At 63.4% G+C, this 25,828-nt stretch carries 21 protein-coding genes; 4 read left to right on the top strand and 17 right to left on the bottom strand.

The window, feature by feature from the left end; genetic code table 11:
- Nucleotides 1-17: 17 nt before the first annotated feature.
- From argH to infC, 15 genes are all read right to left on the bottom strand, one after another.
- Nucleotides 18-1,451, bottom strand: a complete 1,434-nt coding sequence (gene argH / locus CJEIK_RS04480; protein WP_211205008.1) for an argininosuccinate lyase — start codon at nt 1,449-1,451, stop codon at nt 18-20.
- Nucleotides 1,452-1,607: 156 nt separating this feature from the next.
- Nucleotides 1,608-2,804 (bottom strand): argininosuccinate synthase, encoded by a 1,197-nt coding sequence (locus CJEIK_RS04475; protein WP_005295710.1) that lies wholly within the window; start codon nt 2,802-2,804, stop codon nt 1,608-1,610.
- A 61-nt stretch (nt 2,805-2,865) separates the two neighbouring features.
- Complete coding sequence (gene argR, locus CJEIK_RS04470) at nt 2,866-3,330, bottom strand: arginine repressor (protein WP_034965132.1); 465 nt, start codon at nt 3,328-3,330, stop codon at nt 2,866-2,868.
- The gene (argF, locus tag CJEIK_RS04465; protein WP_005295714.1) at nt 3,315-4,256 is read right to left on the bottom strand and encodes an ornithine carbamoyltransferase; all 942 of its coding nucleotides are present in this window, start codon (nt 4,254-4,256) and stop codon (nt 3,315-3,317) included. The genes argR and argF overlap by 16 nt, the downstream gene beginning before the upstream one ends.
- Nucleotides 4,257-4,281: 25 nt before the next feature.
- Complete coding sequence (locus tag CJEIK_RS04460; protein WP_005295715.1) at nt 4,282-5,496, bottom strand: acetylornithine transaminase; 1,215 nt, start codon at nt 5,494-5,496, stop codon at nt 4,282-4,284.
- Nucleotides 5,493-6,446, bottom strand: coding sequence for an acetylglutamate kinase (gene argB / locus CJEIK_RS04455; RefSeq protein ID WP_005295718.1), 954 nt, complete (start codon nt 6,444-6,446; stop codon nt 5,493-5,495). The genes CJEIK_RS04460 and argB overlap by 4 nt, the downstream gene beginning before the upstream one ends.
- 64 nt (nt 6,447-6,510) lie before the next feature.
- Entirely contained in the window at nt 6,511-7,728 is a 1,218-nt protein-coding gene (argJ, locus tag CJEIK_RS04450; protein ID WP_005295719.1) for a bifunctional glutamate N-acetyltransferase/amino-acid acetyltransferase ArgJ, read from the bottom strand.
- 9 nt (nt 7,729-7,737) lie between these two features.
- The gene (argC, locus tag CJEIK_RS04445; RefSeq protein WP_005295721.1) at nt 7,738-8,763 is read right to left on the bottom strand and encodes an N-acetyl-gamma-glutamyl-phosphate reductase; all 1,026 of its coding nucleotides are present in this window, start codon (nt 8,761-8,763) and stop codon (nt 7,738-7,740) included.
- Between the two features lie 63 nt (nt 8,764-8,826).
- Nucleotides 8,827-11,385: a phenylalanine--tRNA ligase subunit beta gene (gene pheT / locus CJEIK_RS04440; RefSeq protein WP_005295724.1), complete on the bottom strand. Its 2,559-nt coding sequence runs from the start codon at nt 11,383-11,385 to the stop codon at nt 8,827-8,829.
- 78 nt (nt 11,386-11,463) lie between these two features.
- Entirely contained in the window at nt 11,464-12,519 is a 1,056-nt protein-coding gene (gene pheS, locus CJEIK_RS04435) for a phenylalanine--tRNA ligase subunit alpha (protein ID WP_005295726.1), read from the bottom strand.
- Between the two features lie 84 nt (nt 12,520-12,603).
- Nucleotides 12,604-13,461, bottom strand: a complete 858-nt coding sequence (locus CJEIK_RS04430) for a TrmH family RNA methyltransferase (RefSeq protein ID WP_005295729.1) — start codon at nt 13,459-13,461, stop codon at nt 12,604-12,606.
- Nucleotides 13,462-13,468: 7 nt separating this feature from the next.
- Nucleotides 13,469-14,170, bottom strand: coding sequence for a hypothetical protein (locus CJEIK_RS04425; protein ID WP_005295731.1), 702 nt, complete (start codon nt 14,168-14,170; stop codon nt 13,469-13,471).
- A gap of 232 nt (nt 14,171-14,402) precedes the next feature.
- A complete protein-coding gene (gene rplT, locus CJEIK_RS04420) occupies nt 14,403-14,786 on the bottom strand; it encodes a 50S ribosomal protein L20 (RefSeq protein WP_011273437.1) in 384 nt (127 codons plus the stop codon).
- Between the two features lie 112 nt (nt 14,787-14,898).
- A complete protein-coding gene (gene rpmI, locus CJEIK_RS04415) occupies nt 14,899-15,093 on the bottom strand; it encodes a 50S ribosomal protein L35 (RefSeq protein ID WP_005295736.1) in 195 nt (64 codons plus the stop codon).
- 32 nt (nt 15,094-15,125) lie between these two features.
- Nucleotides 15,126-15,647 carry a translation initiation factor IF-3 gene (infC, locus tag CJEIK_RS04410; protein ID WP_077536299.1) on the bottom strand — a complete coding sequence of 174 codons (522 nt, stop codon included), beginning with the start codon at nt 15,645-15,647 and terminating at the stop codon, nt 15,126-15,128.
- 377 nt (nt 15,648-16,024) lie between these two features.
- Here infC and CJEIK_RS04405 point away from each other — a divergent pair, with 377 nt between their 5' ends.
- Entirely contained in the window at nt 16,025-18,328 is a 2,304-nt protein-coding gene (locus tag CJEIK_RS04405) for a membrane protein (protein ID WP_034965140.1), read from the top strand.
- Here CJEIK_RS04405 and uvrA read toward each other — a convergent pair.
- Nucleotides 18,307-21,153, bottom strand: coding sequence for an excinuclease ABC subunit UvrA (uvrA, locus tag CJEIK_RS04400; protein ID WP_005295743.1), 2,847 nt, complete (start codon nt 21,151-21,153; stop codon nt 18,307-18,309). The genes CJEIK_RS04405 and uvrA overlap by 22 nt on opposite strands.
- 74 nt (nt 21,154-21,227) lie before the next feature.
- On the opposite strand from uvrA, the gene CJEIK_RS04395 reads away from it, so the two are divergent.
- The 3 genes from CJEIK_RS04395 (at nt 21,228) to CJEIK_RS04385 (ending at nt 25,363) form a co-directional block, all read left to right on the top strand.
- Nucleotides 21,228-21,914 carry an MBL fold metallo-hydrolase gene (locus CJEIK_RS04395; RefSeq protein ID WP_005295746.1) on the top strand — a complete coding sequence of 229 codons (687 nt, stop codon included), beginning with the start codon at nt 21,228-21,230 and terminating at the stop codon, nt 21,912-21,914.
- Nucleotides 21,915-22,032: 118 nt separating this feature from the next.
- Nucleotides 22,033-22,884, top strand: a complete 852-nt coding sequence (locus CJEIK_RS04390) for a DoxX family protein (protein WP_005295748.1) — start codon at nt 22,033-22,035, stop codon at nt 22,882-22,884.
- Between the two features lie 163 nt (nt 22,885-23,047).
- A complete protein-coding gene (locus CJEIK_RS04385; protein WP_005295750.1) occupies nt 23,048-25,363 on the top strand; it encodes a HelD family protein in 2,316 nt (771 codons plus the stop codon).
- Between the two features lie 26 nt (nt 25,364-25,389).
- On the opposite strand, the gene CJEIK_RS04380 is transcribed toward CJEIK_RS04385, so the two are convergent.
- Nucleotides 25,390-25,824: a universal stress protein gene (locus CJEIK_RS04380; RefSeq protein ID WP_005295751.1), complete on the bottom strand. Its 435-nt coding sequence runs from the start codon at nt 25,822-25,824 to the stop codon at nt 25,390-25,392.
- Nucleotides 25,825-25,828 lie beyond the last annotated feature (4 nt).

Raw genomic sequence — 25,828 nt, 5'->3', positions numbered from 1 at the left:
CCCCGCAAGCTCTTTCCTTAGCCGCGGACCGGCGTTTCCGCCCACCCGCGCAATTCGCCGGAGAGCTTTTCAACGCGCTCCCGCTGCTCGGCTACCCGCACACCGGCGGTGCCGCCGCGCGTCGACCGGGACGCCACCGCGCCGTCGATAGTGAGCACCTCGCGAACCTCCGGGGTGAGGCGGGAGTCCACAGAGGCCAGCTCCTCGTCGGTGAGGTCGATAAGGTCCACACCGCGGGACTCCGCGATACGCACGCAGGAGCCCGAGGCCTCGTGGGCCTCACGGAACGGCACTCCTTGGCGCACCATCCATTCCGCCAAATCCGTCGCAAGTGTAAAGCCCGCCGGGGCCAGTTCGCGCATGCGGTTCTCGTGGAAAGTCAGAGTAGACACCAGACCCGTCATTGCCGGCAGCAGCAAGTTGAGTTGAGCCACCGAGTCGACAATCGGCTCCTTGTCCTCCTGCAGGTCGCGGTTATAAGCCAGCGGCAGACCCTTCAGGGTGGCCATCAGTCCAGAGAGGTTACCGATCAGGCGGCCCGTCTTGCCGCGTACGAGCTCAGGCACGTCCGGGTTCTTCTTCTGCGGCATGATCGAGGAACCGGTGGACCAGGAATCCGAGAGCGTGACGTAGCCGTACTCCGGGGTGCACCAGTAAATGATCTCCTCAGCCAGGCGGGACATGTCCACCGCGATCTGGGCGAGGACGAAGGCTGTCTCGGAGGCGAAGTCGCGGGAGGAGGTTCCGTCCAGGGAATTATCCGCCGCGGAGTCGAAACCGAGTTCTTCCGCAATGGCCTCTGGATCCAACTTCAGGGAGGAACCAGCCAGCGCGCCCGAACCATATGGCGAGACAGCCAGGCGCTTATCCAAGTCCTGCAGACGCTGGATATCACGCAGTAGCGGCTGAGCGTGAGCTAGCAGCGAGTGAGCCAACAGGATCGGCTGGGCAGCCTGGGAGTGCGTCTTACCCGGCATAATCGCATCCGGGTGCGCCTTCGCTTGTTCAGACAGCGCGTCGATTAGCTGCGTGACCTGGACGGCAATGTCGCGGATCGCGTCACGGATCCACATGCGGAACATCGCAGCCACCTGGTCGTTGCGGGAACGCCCCGCACGTAGGCGACCGCCGACCTCCGGGCCGACGCGGTCGATCAGGCCGCGCTCCATCGCACCGTGGACGTCCTCGTCGGAGGATGCTGGGACTAAGGAACCGTCCGCGACATCCCGACCCAGCTGGTCCAGCCCACCCAACATGGTCTCCAGGTCGGCGTCCGAGAGCAGACCGGCCTTGTTCAGCACCTTGGCGTGTGCCTTCGATGCGAGCACGTCATAGGGGGCGAGGACCCAGTCGAAATGGGTGGATACGGACAGCGCAAACATAGCCTCCGAGGGGCCACCGGAAAAGCGACCGCCCCAGAGCGCGCCCTCGTTCGTGCCGTGCTTGTCCAGCGAGCCGGGGTTGGACGCACCGTGATCTGCCATTGAAAGGATTCCTCTCCGTGAGTGACGTCGTAAAAGAATGTCGGTCTTAAAGAAACCAACGGCGGGCAGCCCCAGCGAACGGGACTCCCCACCGGGAAGGGGTGTATTACGGGGTGCCAGTGCCTAGTTAGCCAGGTCGCGCTTAGCGGCGATCTTGGAGGACAGGCCGTGCAGCTCCACGAAGCCGCGGGCCATGGACTGGTCGAAGGAGTCGCCCTCGTCGTAGGTAGCCAGGTTGAAGTCGTACAGGGACTTGCCGGAGCGGCGGCCGTTGACGGTGATGGAGCCCGCGTGCAGCACCAGGCGGATGTCGCCGGTGACGTGCGCCTGGGTGGAATCGATGAACGCATCCAGGGAGCGCTTCAGCGGGCTGAACCACAGGCCGTCGTAGACCTGGTTAGACCACTCTGCGTCGATGCCGCGCTTGTAGCGGGCCAGCTCGCGCTCGACGGTGACGGCCTCAAGGGCCTCGTGGGCACGGATCAGGGTGATAGCGCCCGGAGCCTCGTAGATCTCGCGGGACTTGATGCCCACCAGGCGGTCCTCAACCATGTCCAGGCGGCCGACGCCCTGCGCACCTGCGCGGCGGTTCAGCTCCTCAATGGCCTCCAGGACAGTGACCTTCTTACCGTCGATGGCCACTGGCACGCCGGACTCGAAGGAGATGATGACCTCGTCCGGAGCCTGGCCCAGGCCCGGGTCCTCGGTGTATGCGTAGACGTCCTTGGTCGGGGCGTTCCACAGATCCTCCAGGAAGCCGGTCTCCACGGCGCGGCCCCACACGTTTTGGTCGATGGAGAACGGGGAGGACTTGGACTGCTCGATCGGGATGCCGTTTTCCTCGGCGAAGGCGATGGCCTTTTCACGGGTCCAGGCGTAGTCGCGGACCGGGGCGATGATCTCCAGGTCCGGGGCAGTATTGGCAAAACCAACCTCGAAACGCACCTGGTCATTGCCCTTGCCGGTGCAGCCGTGGGCGACGGCGGTTCCGCCGTGCTCCTTGGCTGCATCCGCCATGTGCTTGACGATCAGCGGGCGGGAGATCGCGGAGACCAGCGGGTACTCCTTCATGTACATGCCGTTGGCCTTGATGGTCGGCAGGCAGTAGTCGTTGGCGAACTCGTCGCGGGCGTCCACAACGATGGACTCCACGGCACCGGCGCCGAGGGCGCGCTGGCGGACGGTCTCCATGTCCTCGCCGCCCTGACCCAGGTCGATGGAGACGCAGACGACCTCTGCGTTGCGCTCCTTGGCGATCCAGCTGATGGCCACGGTGGTATCCAGCCCGCCGGAGTATGCGAGTACTACGCGATCCTTCATTCTTCTAAGCTTCCCTTCGAAACTCTTCTTGCGTTCTAGTTGTTGTATCCGTTATTTGATTTTAGCTATGTGCCAGCTGGAAGAAGTACTCCCCCAGCTCCTTGCCGTTGAGCGGCTCTCGCGCCAGGACGAAAACCGTGTCATCACCGGCGATGGTGGCTACCACTCGGTTTACGTCCGAGCGGTCCAGGATGCTGGCCAGGTACTGCGCGGCACCGGGTGGGGTGCGCAGGACAGCGATGTTCCCGGAGTGGTCGTGGTCGACCAGCAACTCGGCCAGGACGCGCCGCAGCTTATCCGGGCCGTCCACGCGCACGTCGTCGGACAGGGAGTAATAAACCTCCCCGCCCACGCGCACCTTCTTCGCGCCGAGGTCCACCAGGTCGCGGGACAAGGTGGCCTGGGTGACGTCGATGCCGCGGTTCACCAGGATTTCCAGCAGCTCTCGCTGGCTGCCAACTTTCTCGGCACCAATGATCCGCCCGATCATGTCCTGCCGGGCTGTGCGAGTCAGCGAAGAAGCCATACCAACAGTGCCTTCTGTGCGTGCAGGCGGTTTTCAGCCTCATCGAAAACCACCGACTGCGGGCCGTCGATGACCTCCGGCGTCACCTCATTTCCGCGATAGGCCGGCAGACAGTGCAGGAAGATTGCATCGTCTTTGGCGGTGCCCATCAGCTTCTCGTCCACCTGGTAGGCCCGCAGCGCGCTGCGGTCTTCGGAGGCATCCTGCCCCATGGACAGCCAGGTGTCGGTAATCACCACGTCCGCCCCCGTGGCGTCCACCTTGTCGGTGACGGTCACAGTCGCACCGGTCAGCTCGGCGCGCTGCTGGGCGCGCTCCACGAACTTCGCCTCCGGTTGGAAACCCTCTGGCGCGGCGATAGTGATGTTCACTCCCGCCGTGGCGAAGCCCAACATGTAGCTGTTGGCCATGTTGTTCGCGCCGTCGCCGAAGTACACAGCGTTCAACCCCTTGAGCTCGCCCTTGTGCTCCTTGATGGTCACCAGGTCCGCGAGGATCTGGCAGGGGTGGAAATCATCGGATAGGGAGTTGACGATCGGTACGCCCGCGGTCTCTGCCATCTGGTGGAGGTTGTCGTGCGCGCCGGTGCGCCAGACGATCGCAGTGACGTAGCGGGACAGGACCGCGCCGGTGTCCTGGAAGGTCTCTCCCTTCCCCATCTGCGAACTTCCACTGTCCACGACGATGGCGTTGCCACCCAACTCGGTGATGCCGGCGTCAAAAGAAAAGCGCGTGCGCGTAGAGGTCTTGTCGAACAGCACGGCGACGGAGCGGCGCTCTAGCAGGTTGCGGTAGCCGTTGCCGTAGCGGTTGTCCTTCAGTTCCTCGGCCAGCGCCAGCACTTCGGCTTGCTCTTCCGGGGTGAGGTCGTCGTCGGCCAGCATGTGGCGCAGCGGCCCCTTTTTCTGCAGGTGCAGGTTTGTCATGTGGTGTCTTCCGTTCTTTCTGTGGTTACTGGTTCTGCGCGCGGTTGTCGTCCAGCATCTGCCTAATCTTTGTGACGCCCCGCTGCACCTCATCCGCCGAGATATTCAGCGGCGGAACCAGGCGGATCACATCGGGCTGGGGCTTGTTGATGATCAGCCCGTAGTCCAGTGGATCCAGGTTAAGGGGCGCATCCAGAACGATGCCCAGCATGAGCCCGCGGCCACGGATGGTCTGCACGCTGGGGTGATCGGCCAGGCCATCGCGGATTGCCTGCGACTGGGTGGCGACGTTTGCCAGAAGGTCCTCGGCTTCGATCGTGTCGATGACGGCGTTCGCGGCCGCGCAGACGACGGGGTTTCCGCCGAAGGTGGTTCCGTGCATCCCCTTGGCCAGCAGCTGTGCCTTCGGCAGGGCGAGGGTGGCGCCGATCGGCAGGCCACCGCCCAGTCCCTTGGCCATAGTGATGACGTCCGGCAGCACCCCGGCCTCGTGCTGGAATCCGAACCACTGGCCGGTGCGCCCCATGCCGGCCTGTACCTCGTCAACGACCATGAGGATGTCGTGGGCATCACACAACTCCCGCACGGCGGCGAGGAAGCCGTCCGGGGCGGGGATCACGCCGGTTTCGCCCTGGATGGACTCCAGGAAGATCGCGGCAGTGTCGTCGTCTGCCATCTCCCGCAGGGCTTTGATGTCGCCGTAGGGGTAGTACTCCACGCCGCCGGGCAGGGGCTTGAAGGCCTCCTGCTTATCCGGCTGGCCGGTCAGAGCGAGGGCACCCATGGTGCGGCCGTGGAAGCCACGCTCGGCGGCCAGGATCTTGGTCTTACCGGTGGCACGGGCGATCTTGAAGGCGGCCTCGTTGGCCTCGGCGCCGGAGTTGGAGAAGAACACGCGGGCACCGGCCATCGCCTCGGCTGCCTCCCCACTCTGCACCCCCAGCAGGCCTTTCAGCCGCTCGGCGAGTTTGATCACCTGCGGGTGGGCGAAGAGGTTAGACGTGTGGCTGAGCGTGGCGATCTGATTCGTCACGGCGTCAACAATGGCAGGGTGAGCGTGCCCCAGAGCATTCACGGCGATGCCGGACAGCAGGTCGAGGTACTCGTTGCCTTCTGCGTCGGTGACGATGGTGCCACGGCCAGAAACCAGCTCGCGCGGCGGGGTGCCGTAGGTTTCGAACAGCGCGGCGTTCCAGTGGCCCTGCCAGTCGTTGGTTGCGTTCTCTAGGTTCTGGGTCATGGGAGGTCCTCCCGATAGTTGATGTCGGGGCTGGCAATGTCTTCCCAGCCCGCGGGGCAGATCATGGTGCCGATACCGCCGGTGGTCATCAGCTCCAAGATTACGGAGTGCGGAATACGGCCGTCGATAACGTGCGCGGCCTGCACGCCACTGCGCAGCGCGTCCAGGCAGGCCTCCATCTTGGGCACCATGCCGGAATCGAGGTTGGGCAGCAGATCGGAAAGCTGCTCCGGGGTCAGGCTGGATACCAGCGATTCCTTGTTTGGCCAGTCGGTGTACAAGCCCTTGACATTGGTGAGCATCACGAGCCTCTCGGCGCCCAGGGCACCTGCCAGCGCACCGGCGGCGGTGTCTGCGTTGATGTTGTAGATCCGCCCCTGGTCATCCGGTGCGACCGTGGAGACGACGGGGATGCGGCCGGCGTCGATGAGGTCGATCAGGCTTTCGGCGTCAACGTGCTCGATCTGCCCCACCCGACCCAAGTCGACCTCTTCCCCATCGACGGTGATCATGCGCTTGGAGGCGGTAAACAGGCCGGCATCCTCGCCCGAGGCACCGACGGCATAGGGGCCGTGCTCGTTGATCAGCCCGACCAGCTCGCGGCCGACCTTGCCGAATAGCACCATGCGGACGTACTCCATCACCTCCGGTGTGGTCACACGGAAGCCGCCCTTGAACTCGCCTTCCAGTCCGACGGTCTTCAGCATCTCGTTGATCTGGGGTCCGCCGCCGTGCACCACGACCGGGCGAGCACCGATGGCACGCAGGAAGACCATGTCGGCGGCGAAAGCGCGCTTCAGCTCTTCGTCGATCATCGCGTTGCCGCCGTACTTCACCACCACGATCTTGTCGCGGTAGTGCAGAAGCCACGGCAGGGCTTCGGCCAGCACATGGCTGCGCAGCTCGGGGGTCAGCCCGGTGGTATCGATGGGGGTGTGTTTGGGGTTCATCTGGGGTTTTCCTGGTTGGTCCGTTGTGCGGGGTGGTTCAGGCGGCTCTGGTGGCTCAAGAGTCTTAGGTGGAGTACTCCGAGTTGATCTCCACGTAGGAGTACGACAGGTCGGTCGTCCACACCGTCGCACGCCCCTCGCCCACTCCGAGGTCCACCTCGACGGCAATGTCTGCGCCCGAGAGATCCACGGTGCGAGCACCGGGGGCGCCCGTGGAGTTGATGCACACCGGATGGCCATTGAAGGACACACTGATGGCCTCCGGGTTCATCTTCACCGGCGCCATGCCCACGGCAGCCAGCACGCGGCCCCAGTTCGGGTCGGAGCCGAACATCGCGCACTTAAACAGGTTGTCGCGGCCGATGACGCGCGCTGCGGTTTGTGCGTCTGCGTCCGTTTCTGCGCCGCCGACGGTAATGGACACTCTCTTTGTGACGCCCTCAGCGTCCGCCTGCAGTTGCATCGCAATATCGAGGCACACTTGGTGGATCGCAGCGTTGAATTCTTCCGCGTCCGGGGTAATGCCGGAAGCGCCGGAGGCCATTAGCAGCACAGTGTCGTTGGTGGAGGTCGCACCGTCGATGTCGATGCAGTCGAAGGTGGTCGGGGTGGCGCCCGCCAGGGCCTCGTGGGCCATGTCGGCGCTGGGAAGGTGGGCGTCCGTAGTAATAAACACGAGCATCGTAGCCAGCGACGGGGCCATCATCCCGACGCCCTTGCCCATGGCGCCGATGGACCAGCCTTCGCCGTGGTAGACGGCTTCCTTAGCAACGAGGTCGGTGGTCATGATGGCGCGGGCAGCATCGTTGCCGGCGGCGATGGACTGGTCGAGCTTGCCGGCGAGCTCGTCGACGCCGGAAAGCACCTTATCCATCGGCAGCACGTCGCCGATCAGGCCGGTGGAACACACGGCAACATCTCCGGGTTGGCACCCCAGCAACTCGGCGGCCTTCTCTGCGGTAGCGCGCGCATCCTTGTCGCCCTGGGCTCCGTTGCAGGCGTTGGCGTTGCCAGAGTTCACAACAACGGCGCGGAAAGTGCCGTCGTTATTTGCCTTGGTATAACGAACCGGAGCGGCGGTGACCTGATTGCGGGTGAACATGGCGGCGGCGATGTCATCCGGCCCATCGTTGCGGATCAGAGCCATATCCGACTTGCCGGAGGGCTTGATCCCCGCGGTCACGGCAGCGGCGCTAAAGCCCTTGGGAACGGTCACACCGAGGTCTGCAGAGGATCCCTGGGCAGTGCTGGTATCCGGATTGTTCTTGTCTGCGCTGGTCATAGTTTTGAATCAGAGCCCCGTCTGCGGGAGTCCCGCGGTTTCTTCCCAACCGAACATCAGGTTGAGGCATTGGATGGCGGCACCTGCGGTGCCCTTGGTGAGGTTATCGATGGCGCTGGTGGCGATGACCATGCCATCGGCGACTTCTACTTGGATGTGCACCATGTTGGAGCCGACGACGCTCTTCACCTCCGGCTGCTGGCCCTCCGGCAGCAGGTGGAGGAAGGGCTCGTCGGCACAGAACTCCTCGTAAGCACGGCGGATATCGCGAGCCTGGCCACGCGCGGGGGCGGTGACGGTGGTGAGGATGCCGCGGGTCAGAGGAGCCAGCACCGGGGTGAAGGTAACGTGCACGTCGTCCGAGGAGTAGCCGGGGGCCAGCAGCTCTTCCACGCTCTGCTTGATCTCCGGCGCGTGGCGGTGGGTGCCCACGCCGTAGGCGCGCAGGTTACCTATGGTTTCCGAACCCAGTAGGTTCACGGCGGCCTTCTTACCAGCGCCGGTAGTGCCGGTGACGGAAACCACGCTGATCTGCGGTGCCATCAGGCCGCTAGCGATGGCGGGCATGAGGGCCATCGTGGCGCCAGTCGGGAAGCAACCGGGGGCGGCGACGTAATTAGTGGCCGCGATTTCCTCCCTGCGACCGGGCATCTCCGGGATGCCGTAGGTGCGGGTGCCGGCGTGCGGGGTGCCGTAGAAGCGCGCCCAGTGGTTGGCATTCTTCAGGCGGTAGTCCGCGCCACAGTCCACGATCTTCATGGATTCCGGCAGGTCCAGGGAGGCTGAGACTCCGTGAGGGAGGGCCAGGATTGCAGCGTCGTGTCCGCGGAGAACTTCCTCGGTCGTCTCTTCGAGCACGCGATCCGCCAGGGCGGGTAGCCCCGGGTTAAGATCGCCGAATCGCGTGCCCGCGTTGGAACCGCCGGTCAGCGAACCGATTTCGAAGTCCACGCCGTAGCCGGGGTGATTTAATAGGAGGCGAAGGGCCTCACCACCCGCGTACCCGCTGGCGCCTGCTACTGCAATTTTCAACATAGGGCGATTCTGCCCTACTCGAACCCAAAATGCAAATTATTCAGGTTTGTGGGAATTATGCAGCTAGGCGCGAAGCTGCGCACCGACCTTTTCAGTGGCGGACTGCAGAGCCGCCTCGCGGGACTTGCTGGCCTCTTCCTCCGTCAGGGTGCGGTCGGGCGCACGGAAACGCAGGCTGAAGGTCAGCGAGCGCTTGCCCTCACCCAGAGCCTCGGAGTGGTAAACGTCGAACAGTCGGATCTCCTCCAACAGCTCGCCAGCGCCAGCGCGCAGAGCATCCTCAACATCCTGAGCCGGGGTGGCCTCGTCAACGACGACCGCGATGTCCTGCAGGACCGCCGGGAAAGCCGACAGCACCGGGCGCGGGAAAGTCTCCTCCAGCGGCAGCGCGTCGAGATTCATCTCCATGGCCACGGTGCGCGGCGGCAGCTCTGCGCGCTCCAAGACCTGCGGGTGCAGCTCGCCAGCGTGACCAACGACCTTGTCGCCCACCAGGATCTCAGCGCAGCGGCCCGGGTGCCACGGCAAGTACTCTGCATTGCGCACGGTGATCTCCACACCTGCGGCACGGGCGACCACACGGGCGGACTCGATGGCGTCGGCCGCCGTGAAGGATTCCGGCTCGCCCCAGATACCCTGCAGCTGGCGGTTACCCGTGGCCACAACGGCCACGTGCAGCGGCTGGGCGGGCAGGGAATCCAGTAGCTCCTGCAGCTCCTCAGTCCCCGGGCGCTGCTTCACAGAAGGCATCGGCGAGAACGGCTTAGTCGACTTCGGCAGGGACACCTGCTCCACGCCGTAAAGGGCGACGTCGCGCTGGCCACGGGTGACGTTGCGGCGCAGGGATTCGATCATGGACGGCAGCAGAGTGGTGCCGATGCAGGCGTAGTCGCTTTCCAGCGGGTTCTGCACCTTCACCGTCAGGCGGCGCGGGTCATCTGCGGGCAGGTTCCACACGTCGAACACGTCGTTGGCGATAAACGGGGTCGGCAGGATCTCTGCATAGCCCGCCCAGGCTAGAGCCTGGCCCACGTTGCGACGCATCCGCTGGCGCGGGGTGTAGCCGCGGCCAGCCGGGGCGGTCGGGACGATAGAGGGGATGTCCTCCAGCCCCTCGAGGCGCAGGACCTCCTCCACCAGGTCGGCAGGCATCGTCAGATCCGGGCGCCAGGTCGGCGGGGTGACTTCGATCTCGCGGGCACCGTTATCGTCGCGGGAGCCGGTCTCACGCACCTCGCAGCCGACCTCCCGCAGGCGAGAAATGGTGGTGCCGTCCGGGTAGATCTTGCCTGCGGTCTTACCCGGCCGGGAGGTGTGGATGGTGATCATCGGCATCTCCGGAACCACGCCGACCAGGGTGCGCCCCTCCTCTACTTCGCCGCCCGCGATGTTCACCAGCAGGGCGACGGCGAAGTCTAGGGCATCCTCGATGATGGCGGCATCCGTGCCGCGCTCGAAGCGGCGGGAGGCCTCGGAGGAAAGCTTGTGGCGGCGGCAGGTGCGGGCCACGGTGATCTGATCCCAGTGCGCAGCCTCGAACAGCACGTTGGTGGTCGTCTCGGAAATCTCGGAAGTCGAGCCACCCATCACGCCAGCCAGCGACTGCACACCGGAGTCGTCGGAGATCACCACGTCCTCGGGGTCGAGGGTGCGCTCCACGTCGTCCAGCGTGGTCAGCTTCTCCCCCTTCTGTGCCAGGCGAACGTGCAGCTCTCCGCTGACCTTGTCTGCGTCGAAGGCGTGCATCGGCTGGCCCAGCAGGAACATCACGTAGTTCGTCACGTCCGTCGCCGGGTTCACTGGGCGCTGGCCGCACAGCATCAGCTCGCGCTGCAGCCACAGCGGGGACTCCGCCTGCGGGTCGATGCCGGTGACCTTGCGCATGCCGAACTTAGAGCACTTCGTGTCCTCGTCGACCTTCAGCGCTTGCACCTCGCCGTCGGTGCCGGGCAGGCCGGCGAAAAGGTCGTTGCGCATCGCCGCTGCTGCCGGATCCTGCGCCGGGTCACGGAACTGCAGGTCGAAGCTGGACGCCAACTCGCGGGCGAGTCCCCTGGCCGACAGCGCGTAGCCGCGGTCCGGGGTGATGTTCACGTCGAAGATGGTGTCCTGCAAACCCAGCAGCTCACGCGCATCGTCGCCTACCTTGAGGTTGGCACTGGCGAGATCGGCGTCAGAAATAGTCATGATTCCCGCGTTCTGCTGGCTGGCCAGGCCCACCTCCATCGCAGAACAGATCATGCCCTCGGAGATCTTGCCGTAGGTCTTACGTGCCGAGATCTCGAAGGGGCCGGGCAGCACCGTGCCGGGCAGGGCGATGACGACGTTGTCGCCCTCGGCGAAATTCCGCGCGCCACAGATGATGTGCTGCAGCTCGCCGGTGCCGTTAGCCTCACCGACGTTGACGTCGCAGTAACGGATCGGCTTCTTGAACTCGGTGAGTTCCTCGATCTTCTCGACGCGACCGATCACCAGCGGGCCGGTGGTTTCGGGGATCGCCTCGTACCCCTCAGTCTCGAAGCCAACGCGGACGAAGCCGGCGTCGAACTCCTCGGCGCTCACGCTCCACTGTGGGTTGGAGGTCTGCAGGATTCGGGTCAGCCACGACTGGGAAATAAGCATGATTTTCGAAAGATCCTTGATTGGGGCTTTAGATGGGGTGCTCTGGGATGCTCTGTTGCTCTGGGGTTTTAAGTTTCTCTAGCGGCGCACGCCGAACGGCAGGGTGAAGCGCACATCGCCCTCAACCATGTCGCGCATGTCGGGCAGGCCGTTGCGGAACTGCAAGGTGCGCTCGATGCCCATGCCGAAGGCGAAGCCGGAGTACTCCTCCGGATCTACGCCCGCGGCGATCAGGACGTTCGGGTTGACCATGCCGCAGCCGCCCCACTCGATCCAGCCGGCGCCGCCCTTCTTGTCGGCGAACCAGACATCCACCTCTGCGGAGGGCTCGGTGAACGGGAAGTAGTTCGGGCGGATGCGGGTCTTGGCCTCCTCGCCAAACAGCGTCTTGGCCAAGTGATCCAGCGTGCCCTTCAGGTGCGCCATCGTCAGCCCCTTATCCACTGCAAGGCCTTCCACCTGGTGGAACACGGGGGTGTGGGTGGCGTCCAGCTCATCGGTGCGGAACACACGGCCCGGGCAGGCGATGTAGATCGGCAGGTCGCGGGAGAGCATCGTGCGCATCTGCACCGGAGAAGTGTGGGTGCGCAGCACCTGGCCGGAGCCCTCCGGAGCGATGTGGAAGGTGTCCTGCAGCGTTCGCGCGGGGTGGTCCGGGATGAAGTTCAGGGAGTCGAAATTGAAGTACTCGGCCTCGACCTCCGGCCCGTCGGCGATCTCCCAGCCCATGCCGACGAAGATGTCTGCGATCTGCTCGGACAGGATGGTGATCGGGTGCTGGGCGCCGCGCTGGCCGCGGGTGGTCGGCTCGGTGACGTCGATGCGCTCGGCGCGCAGGACTTCCTCGTTGCGCTTGCGCTCGAGCTCGGCCTTGACCTGGGCGAAGCGCTTTTCAACGCGACCCCGCGCCATGTTCACCAGGCGGCCAGCGTCCTTGCGCTGATCCTTCGGCAGGCTGCCCAGGCTACGGCGGGCGGCCGGAATGGGGGCATCGTCGCCCAGGTGCTCGCGGCGAGCGGCCGCCAGTTCCTCCAGATTTGCAGCCTCGGAAAAGGCCTTCTCGGCTGCGTCTGCTGCGGCGTTGAGCCCCTGCTCCGAAAGCTCTACCTGGGGAGTGTCCGCGGAATCCGTCACTTCAGTGCGCTCCTCTTTCTACGTGCACGGCTTAACCTCGTTAATAATACCCGGCTGACCCACTGCCGCACCGAGTTGGGGCTATCAGTCTTCGACTGCTCCCCCGGCAGTCTCACGGGCCGCTGCCTGGATGCGGGACGATTCATACATGCAGATGGAGGCCGCGGTGGCAAGGTTGAGGGATTCCGCGCGCCCACGAATAGGAATGGAAACCCGCAGGTCCGCCTCGGCCAGCAGCTCCTCGCCCAGCCCGTGCGCCTCATTACCGAACAGCCACGCGGTCGGCTTGGTGAGGATCTCCCCGGCGTCATCCAGGCTGACCTCACCGTCTGCCGCGGTGGCGAGAATCTGCAACCCTTGGGCACGCAGCTGACCCAACACGTCCTTCACGTTGGTGGAGCGGGCCACCGGCACGTGGAACAGGGAGCCGGCCGAGGCGCGAGCGGCTTTGCACGACTGCGGATCAGCAGTCTCTCCGGCGAACACCACGGCATCCGCGCCCATGGCATCGGCCACTCGGATCAGGGTGCCGGCATTGCCGGGGTCGTTGGTTTCCACTGGGACGCTTACCAGTTGAGGCTGGGGCGTCAAAACCTTACCGACAGACCACAGCACCGGCTTGCACACGGCAAACAAACCTGTAGTCGTGGCGGTATCAGAAAGGTGCTTGGCGGCCTTGTCCGTGATGTAGTGCACGTAGATATTGAGGTAGCCGGCGGTGCGGATAATCGGCTCGAAGCGCTCCGCGGCGGCCAGCGTGACGTACACGTCCGTGGCACTTCCGGTGGCAATGGCGGCCTCTACGCTGTTCTCCCCCTCCACAAGGAAAACCCCCGCCTTCTTGCGTGCAGCCGACCGGTGAAGCTTGGCTGCGTTGACAATGCGAGGGGTTCTTTCGGTGAAAAGCTCTTGGGCATCCTGCGGGTTCATACCCCACAGCATAATTGACCTAGTTTTCGAACAGGGTCATCTGCTCCTTCTCCGTCGTGGTAACGCCGTTCTTGGAATGAGTACGAGTCATCGTCCCATCCTTGGCCTCGTGTGCAATGTCGATGAGGTACTGGCCATGAATGCGAAGCTGGCCGCCGTCCACGACAACGGCAAGGGGCTCCTGCTGACTCGCCTCGATGCCATGCATGTGCATTTCGAGGGAACCCATCGGGAACTCCACCTTCGTACGAGCACTATCGACTTTCGCCTTCTCCGGATGTGCCTTCACCTCCATCGCGCCGTGGCCACCAAAAAACCGCCAGACACCGTCGAGGCTGTAATTCAGACCAACAACTACCGCACCGCGGTCTTCATCGCTCATGTCATCAACCCCCGCGATGAAGTGACGCACGTTGTACACCTTGTCGGCTACTTCGAAGAGTTCATCCTTCTCTTCGTTGGAGAGCTTCTCGACGTTGGCCACCGTGTTAGCCCGCTTGAGCAGCTCCTTATCCTCGTCGGGGAGCCTTTCGATTGTCTTGACCAAAGCGGAATCAAAGTTGGTTTGAATGAACTCCTCGACAGTTTTTGCGGCCTTCGCTGCAAAGTCCTCCTCTGGCATATCGGCATAGGAAAGATCCTCATCACCGGCCCTTTCCGAGCCTCCTGAGCTTTCCGAGGCTTCCTGCATGGCCCGTTCGGCGTCTTCGTTAGTGCTCATGTTGCAGGATGCTAGGGAACCGCTGAGAGACAAAGCCAGGACTGCTGCCAGTGCGGCGCGTGTGTAGGTCTTCAATGCGGATTCTCCTTAGCTTTTAACGGACTTCTGCCCGGCTATATCCGGGGCTGCCCCTCCAATCTATCGGGAATCGCAGCTTGCATATGACCCTATACGACAAAACCCCACCCTGGATGTCCAGGATGGGGTGCGCGTTACGCGTTTAGGGCTGGCTTTAGGAAGCAGCCGGTGCGTTAACGTCCTCCGGCAGGGCAGCCTTTGCAGCCTCGCACAGAGCGGTGAATGCGTCGAAGTCGTTGACGGCCAGCTCAGCCAGGTTCTTGCGGTCGACCTCGATCTCGGCCAGGCGCAGGCCCTGGATCAGACGGTTGTAGGTCATACCGTTCTGGCGAGCACCAGCGTTGATGCGCTGGATCCACAGCTTGCGGAACTCGTTCTTACGAGCCTTGCGATCGCGGAACTCGTAAGTCTTGGAGTGGAGCATCTGCTCCTTTGCCTTGCGGTACAGGCGGGAGCGCTGACCACGGTAGCCCTTGGCGGACTTCAGTACTTCGCGACGCTTCTTCTTGGCGTTCACTGAGCGCTTGACACGTGCCACGGTGATACTTCCTTTTCTTTAAGAGTGCGCGCCTCGAACCAGCACTTTCTCAAGCGCTGAATCCACTCGATGGCGCGGTTGGGTGTATAGGGGTGGAAAAGCGGGCTTTAAGTTATGCCTTGCCCAGCAGACGCTTCATGCGCTTGACATCGGCCGGAGCGACGTCCTCGGTGCCCTTCAGGCGACGGGTGCGCTTGGAGGGCTTGCCCTCCAGCAGGTGGCGGCGGTTAGCCTGCTCGCGACGCAGCTTGCCGGAACCGGAGATCTTGATGCGCTTTGCGGCACCCTTGTGAGTCTTCTGCTTCATTGGTGAAAAACCTCTAACAACTAGTTCTGTTACTACTTCTTGCCCTTGCGGACCGGGCCCAGCACCATGGTCATGTTGCGACCGTCTTGCTTGGCACGGGTCTCAACTACGCCGTATTCCTCGACGTCGTTTGCCAGTCGCTCCAGCAACCGGAACCCGAGCTCCGGGCGAGACTGCTCACGCCCGCGGAACATGATCGTGACCTTGACCTTGGAGCCCTTTTCCAGGAAACGGATGACGTTGCCCTTCTTGGTCTCGTAGTCGTGGTCGTCGATCTTCGGACGGAACTTCTGTTCCTTCACCACGGTCTGCTGCTGGTTCTTACGAGCTTCGCGGGCCTTCTGGGCCTGCTCGTACTTGAACTTGCCGTAGTCCATGATCTTTGCCACGGGCGGCTTGGCGTTCGGTGCAACCTCTACAAGGTCGAGGTCAGCTTCATAGGCCAGCTTTCGCGCATCGTCTGTTTTGACGATACCGACCTGTTCGCCGCCTGGACCGACGAGTCGGACCTCAGGGACTCGAATACGGTCGTTGATGCGAGCTTCTGCGCTAATGTGAACTCCTCAGTAGCAGTTTGGTTAATGTCTTACCGACCCCTGCAGTACTGAAGATCCCCTATGTTCCCCCACAATCACAGCCACTTTGCGCCGGCGGGAACAACTGCCCTGCATCACGCATTACACTTCTGGATTCTCTTGAACCCATCCGTGCCTGTGGCTACGACCCGAGCCCTTCCTTAAAGGAGGTCTCCAGGTGGGAGAAGGAATCTCCACTTGCAGCCCGTTTCCGTTTGTTTAAGCCAGATTTGAGATAAAAGCGACTCAAACCGACGGAACGAGACGGTAGTGCTTGGAAGTATAACAATCGTCCGGGCAATTACCAAAACCATTACTGCGCCCTGGTGCGCCAAGAGAGAATAAACTTTTGAGCCATGAACAACTCTTCTAATAGATCCGCACAACCCACCAACGACCTCATGAGGCGTATCGATGACCTTGCCCGCTCGCAGGTGCAGGCGCAAACGCAGATGATCCGCATTCTGCGGGAGGTCGCCATGAATCAGCAAAGGCTCTCGCAGGCGCAACGAGCTGCTTCTTCTTCCTTAGTGACGCCCCCAGCCTCACCTCCTCCGCGCCCCAAACCGGGCTTACAGGCTCCACCGGCTCACCCTCCACAGAAGCACTCCCCTGCGCCAGCTGAACGCAAGATGGAGCGACCTCAAGCTCCCAAGCCTCGGTTCGCACAACCTCAACCCACGCCGACTCAGCGTCAGCAGCAGCCACAACAGGCGCAGCACCACCCGGCGCGCCCTGCACAACCGCCGCGCCAGGAGCCCACACCGCCGCAGCAGCAAGCGCCAACGCGTCCGCAGGCTCCCCGTCCGCAGGCGTCGCGACAAGCTACCCCTCAGCCACAGCCCCAACCAGCTGCGAAGCAGCAGGAGCCAAAGGAGCCGAACAAGCTGCAACAGTGGTGGGAAAAGGAGGACCTGGTCACTCGCCTGCTGGCGATCATCGGCGGCTCCATCACGGTTGTCGGCCTCACCTTCCTGGCTCTATTGGCCTACGCTTCCGGAATCCTTACTCCGGAGGGAGCGGTCATTCTCGCTGCGGTGATCTGTGGCGGTTTGGCCGTGACGTCGACAATCGTGCACAAGAAGCAACCAGACGGAGTGAGCTCCTCGGCGCTATTGATAGTTGCCACTCTGGGCGGTTTGGCGGACCTCTGGGTCGCGGTGTTCAACCTGGGATGGTTCGGTGAGGCGCTCGGTAGCGTGCTGACGGTGGTCATATGTGCCGGCTCTTTGGCACTGGCTTATGCCTGGAAGAAGGAAGTCCTCGCGGTGGTTGTCACCGCCTTTGCGCCTCTATTCATCCTGCCGGCGGCAGCGAGCTTCCTCTCTATGTTCCCCGCCGACCAGGAAGTGCAACGCGAAATTCACAATGGTTACTTCGCTGGCAGCTTGATCGCCGCCGCTATCTGCGGCTTCGCAGCCCGTTGGGGCCGCCCGTGGTTCAAGCTTCAGACCACCGCGACCATTACTTACATCTGCGCGATGCTGCTGAGTGCACCCTTCATACTTACGACGTTCCTGCTCGGCGTGGTGGGCTTCGCGCTCGTGACGATTATCAGCTTCGTCCCACCGTTTGCATCCCGCCAGCTTCACCTCAGCGGCGTAGTAGCCGTGGTAATCATTCCGTCGGTGTGCCTGTTGTCCAGCAATTCCTGGGCGGCCGTCGCCTTTATCTCCCTAGTAACTGCGTGCGCATACATCATCGCTCGCGTCAACGGCGGCATCTTCCAAGCGGACTTCCAGATTCCAGGAACAGAACCGCTTCCACCACAGCTGGCCAACGCGTTCGCTTTCATAATCTCCGCCGGTACTCTCCCCATTGTCTTCATCATCCGCTTCTTCCAGTGGTACGCATTGGATTCTGAACTACGGCATTCCCCCGCTGAGGCCTCGGTGTTTGGATATGGGAGCATCATCGTCGCTGTGGGGCTGCTGCTATACACCGCAGCCGTTGTATGGGGATTGCCGCGCATGCCTAAGAATGTCGCATGGATCTCACTAATGTGCTCTTTCCTAGCGGTGTTCACCTACGCACCGCGCAGCTGGGTCGGGGCAGGTAACATGCGTGTTCCGGACTCGGCGATCGTCCTGGTAGTCAGCCTCGCGCTAGCGGTGGCGCTTCTGTACCGCCACCAATACCTCCTCGAGACCGGCCTGCGCGGAATTGCTGGACGCGAGATTCCGGGTAAGCAGTCCAACTCGGAAGTGACGATGTTGGTTATCGGCGTAGTCACCCTTGTGCTCGCCTCCTCCGCAATCCCCGCCGTCGCTATGGCTATCTCCACCACGAAGCTGTCATTCATGGTGGCGCACGTGCTGATCTCCGTCAGCTGGATGTTGGGCGCCGTGTACCTGCTGTACCGCAACAACTCGAAGCCCGGCCTGATGCTGGCGATCATCGCCACCGCCAAGCTTGTCTTCTACGACCTGTCCGTCCTCGGTGGCCTTGTGCAGGCCCTGGCGTTCCTCATCTGCGGCATGGTGCTACTGGTTGCCGCCATCACCCGCGAGAAGCCAAACAAGACTCCCCCGCAGTCGCGAGTGCCGCAGCCTCAGCCGCCGATGCCACAACAATCTCAACAGCCACAGCCGCCGATGCAGCAACAGGCTCAGCAACCCCAGCAGCCCCGGATGCAGGATCAGAGCATGGACCGCAGGTAGCGGCCGGTGTGGGAGGCCTCCACTTCCGCAACCTGCTCCGGGGTTCCCTCGGCAACAACGGTGCCACCGCCGGAGCCGCCCTCCGGCCCCATGTCCACAATCCAGTCGGCAGCCTTAATGACGTCCAGGTTGTGCTCGATGATGAACACGCTATTGCCCTTGTCCACGAGCCCCTGGATCACCAGCATCAGCTTGCGGATGTCCTCGAAGTGCAGGCCGGTGGTCGGCTCGTCGAGGATGTACACCGTCCGGCCGTTGGAACGCTTCTGCAGCTCGGCGGCTAGCTTCACGCGCTGTGCCTCACCACCGGACAAGGTGGTGGCCGCCTGCCCCAGGCGGACGTACCCCAGGCCCACATCCACCAGGGTGTTCAGGTAGCGGGAAATCGAAGTAACGGGCTCAAAGAACTCCGCTGCCTCGGAAATCGGCATGTCCAGCACCTCGGCGATGGACTTGCCCTTGTAGTGGACCTCCAGCGTCTCGCGGTTGTAGCGAGCGCCCTCGCAGACCTCGCAGGGCACGTACACGTCGGGCAGGAAGCTCATCTCGATCTTCAGAGTGCCGTCGCCGTGGCAGGCCTCGCAACGCCCGCCCTTAACGTTGAACGAGAACCGGCCCGCGGTGTAGCCGCGTACCTTGGCCTCCGTCGTCTCGGCGAATAGCTTGCGAATCTTGTCGAACACGCCCGTGTACGTGGCCGGGTTGGATCGCGGGGTACGGCCAATCGGGCTCTGATCCACCTGCACCAGCTTGTCCAAGTGCTCCGTGCCCGTGATCTTCTTGTGGTGCCCCGGCACCTGGCGCGCCTTGTTCAGGGTGTTGCTCAAAGACTTCGCCACAATGCCGTTGATCAGGGACGACTTACCGGAGCCCGATACGCCAGTGATGAGTGTCAGCACGCCCAACGGCAGGGTGACGTCCACGTTCTTCAGGTTGTTTTCCTGGGCGCCGTGTACCGTCAGCACCCGGTCCGTATCAATCGGGCGGCGCTTCTCCGGGACAGCCAGCACCCTTTCACCGGACAGGTACTGGCCGGTCAAGGAATCCTTCGCCTCGAGGATGCCCTTGGGCTCGCCCTGGTACACGATCTCGCCGCCGTACTCGCCAGCTCGCGGACCGATATCCACCAGCCAGTCGGCCGTGCGGATCGTGTCTTCGTCGTGCTCCACCACGATCAGGGTGTTGCCCAGATCGCGCAGGTGCTCCAGGGTGCGGATCAGCCGCTCGTTATCGCGTTGGTGCAGGCCGATCGACGGCTCATCCAGCACGTACAGCACGCCCGCCAGACCGGAACCAATTTGCGTAGCCAGACGGATGCGCTGGGCCTCACCGCCGGAGAGCGTGCCCGCGGAGCGGGACATCGACAGGTAGTTCAGGCCAACGTCCAGCAGGAACTTCAGGCGCGCCTGGATCTCCCGCAGAACCGCCCCGGCAATCATCTCCTCGCGCTTGCTTAGAGAAAGGTTATCGAGGAAGCTGCTGGCGTCCGCAATAGAAAGATCAGAGACCTCGGCGATGGACAACTCCTGCTCGCCCGAGGCAATAGTTACGGCCAGAACCTCGGGCTTCAGGCGCGTGCCGTCGCACGTCGGGCAGGCGACCTCACGCATGTAGCTGCGGTAGCGCTCCTTGGACCAGTCGGAATCGGTTTGGTCGAGCTTGCGCTTCAGGAAGGGCATCACGCCCTCGAAGGGTGCGTTGTAGGTGCGCGAACGGCCGTAGCGGTTGCGGTAGCTGACCTTAATCTGCGTCTTGTGGCCGTTCAGGATGGCCTTGCGGTGGGTGGCCTTCAGGTCCTTCCACGGGGACTTCGGGTCGAAGCCCATCGCCTCGCCCAGTGCGTTCACCAGCTTGGTGAAGTACTTGCTGTTCGGGCTGGACGACCACGGCGCGATCGCGTCGACCACGGCTGCGTCCTCGTCCGGGATCACCAGCTTCTCGTCGACCTCCAGGCGCGTGCCCAGGCCGTCACAAGCAGGGCAGGCACCGTAGGGCGAGTTGAAGGAGAACGTGCGCGGCTCCAGCTCGTCCAGCTGGATCGCGTGACCGTTCGGGCAGGCCATTTTCTCGGAGAATCGGCGCGTGCGGTGCGGATCGTCATCCGGCAAGCCCACGAAGTCCAGGATCACGATCCCGTCGGCCAGCTGCAGAGCGGTCTCGATCGAGTCGGTCAGGCGCTGCTTCTGCGATTCCTTCACCTGCAGGCGGTCCACCACCACGTCGATGTCATGCTTGACTTGCTTCTCTAGCGTCGGCGGGTCAGACAGCTGATACACCGCACCGTCGACCTGCACGCGGGAGTAGCCCTGCGCGGCCAGGTCCTCGAAGAGGTCCACGAACTCGCCCTTTCGGGTGCGCACTACCGGCGCGAGCACCTGGAACTTCAGCCCATGCTCCATCGCCAGAATCTGGTCCACGATCTCCTGCGGGGTCTGCCGCTGGATCACGCCGCCGCACTCCGGGCAGTGCGGGATGCCAGTGCGGGCGTACAGCAGGCGCAGGTAGTCGAAGATCTCGGTAACCGTGCCGACGGTCGAGCGCGGGTTGCGGTTCGTGGACTTCTGGTCGATGGAAACTGCCGGGGACAGCCCCTCGATCAGCTCCACGTCCGGCTTATCCATGCGCCCGAGGAACATGCGCGCATAGGAGCTCAAAGATTCGACGTACCGGCGCTGGCCTTCCGCGAAGATCGTGTCGAAGGCCAGGGAGGATTTACCCGAGCCGGACAGCCCCGTAAACACGATCATCTTGTCGCGCGGCAGGTCGATATCCACGCCCTTGAGGTTGTGTTCGCTGGCTCCACGGACAATCAGCTGATCGGCCACTATCTACTCCTTAATTGTTGAAGCATCAACCCTGCTAGTCTACGCCATCGCCGAGACATCGCTAGTGTGGTGCCATGCAGCAAGTTACCGAATTTAGCCATCTTTCCGCACCGCGCGACGTGCAGGTTCTTAGTTCTGACGCCCATACGTACGCAGTCACGACCGTAGGTTCTATGGACAACAATTGTTGGTTGCTATGCCGGGGCGGTGAGGCGCTGCTGGTGGATGCCGCCGACGATTCAGAACACCTGCTGGACCTGGCCGAACAGCTGGGTGTGCGCATCACCGACGTGCTCACGACCCACCAGCACGCAGACCACACTCGCGCGCTGGCGGACGTCCTCAAGGCGACAGGCGCCCGCCACCACGGGCCGCGCTTGGATGCCGAGGCACTGCCCGTGGCGCCGGATCGGGTGTACGGAAACGACGAGGGATCGCTGGAATCGCTGGACCTGGCTGGCGCACAGCTGCCAGGGCTGGGCTTGCAGGTAGTCGAGCTGCGCGGCCACACCCCGGGCGGCTTGGCGGTGCTGGATCTGGCCGACGGGCGCGTGCCACGAGCGTGGGTGGGTGACAGTGTTTTCCCCGGTGGCGTTGGAAAAACAAATAGCTCCGAGCAATTCCAACAGCTCCTGGGCGACGTGCGCGACAGGATCTTCACCCTCCCCGACGAAACCCGAATCCACCCTGGTCACGGGGATTCCACGTCCGTTGGGGAGGAAAAGGGCAAGGTCGATGAATGGGCAGCGCGAGGCTGGTAGATGACTGCAGGTTTCCGCTCGGGGTGAGATTGATTCAGGTAACCTGGGAGATTGTTCGAGCACGACTAAACGCAGTCAAGGGTCGTGCCACCAACTAAAGAGGAGTGTGTAGACCCAAATGTTCCGTACCCTTGCCCGCCCGCTGCTGGCTTCCGCTTTCGCCGTTGACGGCGCCCAGATGCTGCTGAACAGCAACGAGTATGCAGAAGACGCAAAGGCTATCAACGGCACTCTGCGCTCCGTGCTGCCGCAGGATAAGGCCGGCCTGATTCCTGACGATGCTGAGACCACCGTGCGCGTGGTCGGCACCACCAAGGTCGTCGCCTCTGCCCTGCTGGCCACCGGCAAGGCTCCGCGCCTGGCCGCCGCTACCCTGGCCGCCGTACAGATCCCGACCGCGCTGTCCCGCCACGCATTCTGGAATGCTTCCAATGGCGCGGAGCGTAAGGAGGAGATCCGCGGCCTGGTCACCGACCTGGCGCTGCTGGGTGGTCTGGTTATCACCTCCGCAGATACCGCCGGCAAGCCGGGGCTGAAGTGGCGTGCGCAGCAGGCAATGCCGGGCAAGACTGAGCAGCAGAAGATGCTGGAGAACGCTCAGACCCAGTCCAAGGCTTTCGCCGCCAGCGCTTCCGACCAGGCCCAGGGCTTCTTCGCCAAGACGAAGGAAGTTGCCGGCCAGGTACAGGATAAGGTTGCCGACTACGTTGACGAGCACCAGGATGAGTGGAAGGAAGCAGCCGACAACCTGCGCGAGCGCGCGGCTGAGTTCGGCGATCAGGCTTCCGACTACGCACAGTCCGCTGCTGCCAAGGCGCAGGACGCATGGGACGACTTCGACACCGAAGGCCTGAAGAAGGACGTTCAGAAGGCCACCAAGAAGTCCCGCAAGCGCGCCCAGAAGGCACAGAAGCAGGCCCAGAAGCGAGCAAAGAAGGCTCAGAAGCAGGCGCAAAAGCGCTTCAAGTAAGAGCTAAATACACTTAGAGCCCCTGGTTAGTTCAGCTACCAGGGGTTCTTTGCTATCGAAAGCATCGCGGAGGGAGTAAACTAGCGTGCTCTATCCTTAAAAACTCACGATTAGCCAACCACGCCGACCCCACCGACTACGCAGAAGGGAACTCCCACCCACCTTGTCGCCCACCGACGACATCGCTGCCGAGCAGCACTACCTCGATGACCTCCTAGAACGGGTAGACCAGGCCCGCGAGAAACTGGAACAGCGGCTCAAGGCTGTCCGCCTGGAGGCCGATATCGACGACCCACAGGGTTTGATGGTGCGCGACCGCGAGGCACGCGACATTGCTCAGCGCCTTGATTCCTACTCCGCGGCAGAGGTTGGCCTGATGTTCGGGCGCATCGACGTGGAGGATGCGGAGGCGGAAAACCCCGTCCCCGGAAACGAACACCTGGATCGCCGATACATCGGGCGCATCGGCCTGCACGATGACGACGAGCAGATGCGCACCCTGCTGATGGACTGGCGTGCTCCCCTGGCCCGCCCCTTCTACCTGGCCACCACCCTGCACCCCGACGGGGTGCACACGCGGCGGCACATCACCACCCGTGGTCGGACGGTGCGCAGCGTGGCAGACGAACAGCTATCCATCACGGCAGGACCGACCGATGCGGTAGGTACTGGGCCGCGAGGTGGCGTCGCCAAAGAAGAAGCGCTACTCGATGCCGTCAATAGGGCGCGCACGGCCTATATGCAGGACATCGTAGAGACGATCGCGGCGGAGCAGGACGCAATCATTCGCGCAGCACACCGTGGCGTGACCGTAGTCCAAGGCGCACCCGGAACCGGCAAGACAGCCGTGGCACTGCACCGGGCGGCGTATCTGCTGTATACGTGGCGCGAGCAGCTCGATAACACGGGCGTGCTGATCATCGGCCCTAACGACCGCTTCCTTTCCTACATTTCGCAGGTGCTGCCCTCGCTGGGCGAAACCGGCGTGGTGCTGGCAACCCCCGGCACCCTGCTACCGAACCTGCACACCGTGCCGGAGACGAACCTGCTGGCGCGCGAGGTCAAGGGATCGGCGGAGATGCTGACGATCCTGGGCGATGCGATCAAGACGTACCAGACCGTGCCGGAAGACAGCATCGACATCAGCATCGACGGGCTCAACGTGCAGCTCACGCCGAAGATGGTGAGGGCGGCCAGGACTCGCGCGCGCCGCTCCCGCAAGCCGCACAACCATGCGAGGGCGGCCTTCCTGGACCACGGGCTGAATTCGCTGGCGGAGGCTCTGGGCGAGAGCATCGGCGCCGACCCGCTGGGAGGCGAGAACCTGCTGGGCAAGGGCGACATCGCCACCCTGCGCGAGGAACTCGGTGCGGATCCGGCAGTCGTGGACGCACTCGGGCAATTCTGGCCCGAGCTGCGCCCCACCCAGGTGCTGGAGCGGCTATACGCGGACCCGGCTAGCATCGCCGTCGACTACGACGAGGACACCTGCCGCGGCCTGGCCGCCCACCCCAGCGGCGAATGGACCGACGCCGACGCGCCCCTCATCGACGAACTGATCGACATGCTGGGCTACGTCTCCGACGAGGAAACCGCCGCCGAAGAACGCGAGCAGTGGCTGGAGAAAATCACCGAGGCGCAGGAAGCGCTGGACATCCTGACCGGCTCGGCCAGCCAGGACCTGGACGACGGCTTCGCGCCCGAAGTGCTGATGGCCTACGACGTTATCGACGCCGAAACGCTGGCCGCCCGCCAGCGAGTCCGCGACCACCGCACCACCGCTGAGCGCGCGGCAGCCGATAGCCGGTGGGCGTTCGGGCACGTGATTGTGGACGAGGCGCAGGAGCTCAGCGAGATGGCCTGGCGGATGGTGTTCCGCCGCTCGCCGAACAAGTGGATGACCTTGGTGGGCGACCCGGCTCAGACCGGCAATCCAGGCGGGGTGGATAGCTGGGAGGAGGCGCTCTCTCCCTTCGTGGCCGACCGCTGGCAGCTGCACCAGCTGACGGTGAACTACCGCACCCCGAAGGATATTGCGGACCTTGCCGCGCCGCTGTTGCACGAGATCGACCCCTCCCAGCCTTCTCCCCTGGCCCTGCGCGAATCGGGCACCGGGGTGCGGTACATGCCGGCTGAGGGCGCCAAGCTCGGTTCACAGGTTCAGGCCGCAGTTGAGCAGGCTCGAGAGCTCACGGGTGACGCTGGCCTGATCGGCGTGATTACCGCGAACCCTTCGCGCCTAGAGGACGTTGTAACGGAGCAGGCAGCGGAGCAGTCCGAGACGGAAACAACTGGCGCGGAGGTTGTGCTTGTGGATACCGCCGCTGCGAAGGGCCTGGAGTTCGACGAGGTGATCTTGGTCGAGCCGGCGGACATTGTTGAGAGCTCCCCCCAGGGGCTCAACGACCTCTACGTGGCAATGACTCGTGCCACCCAGGGACTGACGGTTGTGAATGCCCGCCCATTGCCTTGGGATTAAGCGGGCCTAGCGCGGATCAGGAAGGGCTAGTCCCTGGTGCCGACGGTGTGGACGATCATTACGTCGCACTCCGCCTGACGTGCCGCATCGGCTGGCACACTGCCCAGCAGGCGCCCGGTCAGCGAGTTAATGCCACGGTTGCCGACCACCAGCAGGTCCGCCTCCTCGCTCTTGACAATGCTCATCAGCGCCTCCACCGGGTCGCCTTCCTTCAGAACCGCGCGAACCTTCTTCGCGCCTTCCCCTTCGGCTTCTTTTCGTGCGGACGCCAACACCTCAGCCGCAGACATCTCCCCGTCCACCGCAGTAGTCTGCTTGGTCGCGGTATCCGCGTGCTCCCCCACATACGCGCTGGCCAGGACGAGTTCCGCGTCCATGGCGGCGGCTACGCCCGCGGCGCGTCGCACTGCTAGAAAAGAAGATTCTGACCCATCGGTTCCGACCACGACTGTGTTGTACATAACT

The sequence above is a fragment of the Corynebacterium jeikeium genome (genome assembly GCF_028609885.1).
In the GTDB taxonomy this organism is placed as follows: Bacteria; Actinomycetota; Actinomycetes; order Mycobacteriales; family Mycobacteriaceae; genus Corynebacterium; species Corynebacterium jeikeium.
The sequence above is the reverse complement of the archived record's forward strand: the minus strand, read 5'-3'. Positions and strand labels throughout refer to the sequence as shown.